This is a genomic window from Corallococcus sp. 4LFB, from assembly GCF_046520365.1.
Classification (GTDB): domain Bacteria; phylum Myxococcota; class Myxococcia; order Myxococcales; family Myxococcaceae; genus Corallococcus; species Corallococcus caeni.
Genome location: NZ_JBKGHJ010000966.1, coordinates 1 through 1,486, shown reverse-complemented (window position 1 = coordinate 1,486; position 1,486 = coordinate 1). Strand labels below are relative to the sequence as shown.

2 protein-coding genes are annotated in these 1,486 nt (G+C 70.4%); one reads left to right on the top strand and one right to left on the bottom strand.

Features of this window, described 5'->3' with window-relative positions; translation table 11 throughout:
- Positions 1-227: 227 nt before the first annotated feature.
- Positions 228-359 carry a hypothetical protein gene (locus tag ACLEQD_RS43230; RefSeq protein WP_410391764.1) on the top strand — a complete coding sequence of 44 codons (132 nt, stop codon included), beginning with the start codon at positions 228-230 and terminating at the stop codon, positions 357-359.
- 50 nt (positions 360-409) lie between these two features.
- Here ACLEQD_RS43230 and ACLEQD_RS43225 read toward each other — a convergent pair whose 3' ends face one another.
- Positions 410-1,288, bottom strand: coding sequence for a diguanylate cyclase (locus tag ACLEQD_RS43225; RefSeq protein WP_410391763.1), 879 nt, complete (start codon positions 1,286-1,288; stop codon positions 410-412).
- Positions 1,289-1,486 lie beyond the last annotated feature (198 nt).

The window sequence follows — 1,486 nt, the reverse complement described above, 5'->3', positions numbered from 1 at the left end:
CGCGGAGCGCTACCGCCTCAAGCGCTTCGGCCGCGGCGGCTTCGTGAAGCTGGCCTGCGCCACGGGCGCGCCATCGTCCCGGTGGCCATCGTCGGCGCGGAGGAGACGTCCCCCGCTGCTGGGGCCACCTCCCCGGAGGCTTCCTCGGGGTTCCCGTCGCTGCCGCTCCACCGCCGCCCGGCCCGCTGCCCGCCAAGTGGACCATCCGCTTCGGCGAGCCGCTGTCCATGGAGGGCCTGCCCCCGGAGGCCGCGGACGACCTGGGCGAGGTGCAGCGGCTCACGGAGCTCACCCGCGAGTCCATCCAGCGCATGCTCCAGGCCCTGCTGCGCGAGCGCCGCTCCGTGTTCGCGGGCTGAGGGCCCCGCGGCCCTTCCCTTCGGGCGACCCGGGAGAAACGCCGGGGGCGTCAGCCGCAGACGCGGTTGCGCCCCTGGTTCTTCGCCTCGAAGAGGTGCTCGTCCGCGGCGCGCACCAGGTCCGCGGGCTCGCGGTGGTTCGGCTCCAGCGTGGCCACGCCCACCGACAGCGTGACGGGGATGACCTGCTTGTCGAACTCGAAGCGCTGCCGCTCCACCAGCTTGCGCACCTTCTCCGCGAGCTGACGGGCGCCGGACAGGTGGATCTCCGGCAGGAGCAGCGCGAACTCCTCGCCGCCGTAGCGGGCGAAGACGTCCTCGCGCCGGATGCGCGTGCGCACCGTGGACGCCAGCTGCTTGAGCACCGAGTCCCCGGCGAGGTGCCCGTAGGTGTCGTTCACTTCCTTGAAGCGATCCAGGTCGAACATCACCAGCGACAGCACGCGCTCGTAGCGGCGGCTGCGGGAGATCTCCCGGTCCAGCTGCTCGTCGAAGTAGCGGCGGTTGTAGATCTGCGTCAGGCCGTCCATCGTGGTCAGCCGGTAGATCTCGTCGTGGTACGCCGCCTCGATGTTGCCGCACGCGATGAACTTGAAGATGGTGCGGCCAATCTTCACCAGGTCGCCGTTCTGCAGCGACCGCGCGGACGCCGCGACGTCGTCGTTGACGAACGTGCCGTTGGTGGACCCCAGGTCCTCGATGCGCACGCCCTTGGTGGTGTTGGTGATGCGCGCGTGGTTGCGGCTCACCGCTTCCTGATCAATCTGGATGTCCGCCTTGGACGACCGGCCGATCAGCGTCTCCTCACGCGCCAGGTCGTACTTGCGTCCCAGATCCAGGCCGTAGATGACCACCAGCGCCGCGTCCATGTTGACGGGGCGCTCGGAGATCTTCGAGATGACGGTGACGACCGTCTCATTCTGGCCCATGACGGAGGCAAACGTATCACCGCGCAATTCGCGAAAGCGAATTCACGGCCGGGCCGGGTGCCCCCCAGGTCGCGCCCCCCCTGACACCCCGCCGCGTCAGGGCACCCGCACCGTGCGCGCGGCGCTGACGGCGGGCCGCAGCGGCAGGCCGAGCAGATCCACCAGCGACGCCACCAGCGTCACCTCCGGCCCGGAGCA

Excerpts from the sequence above, each read along its gene's own strand:
- ACLEQD_RS43225 (WP_410391763.1), bottom strand. The coding sequence starts at position 1,288 with ATGGGCCAGAATGAGACGGTCGTCACCGTCATCTCGAAGATCTCCGAG.
- ACLEQD_RS43230 (WP_410391764.1), top strand. The coding sequence starts at position 228 with ATGGAGGGCCTGCCCCCGGAGGCCGCGGACGACCTGGGCGAGGTGCAG.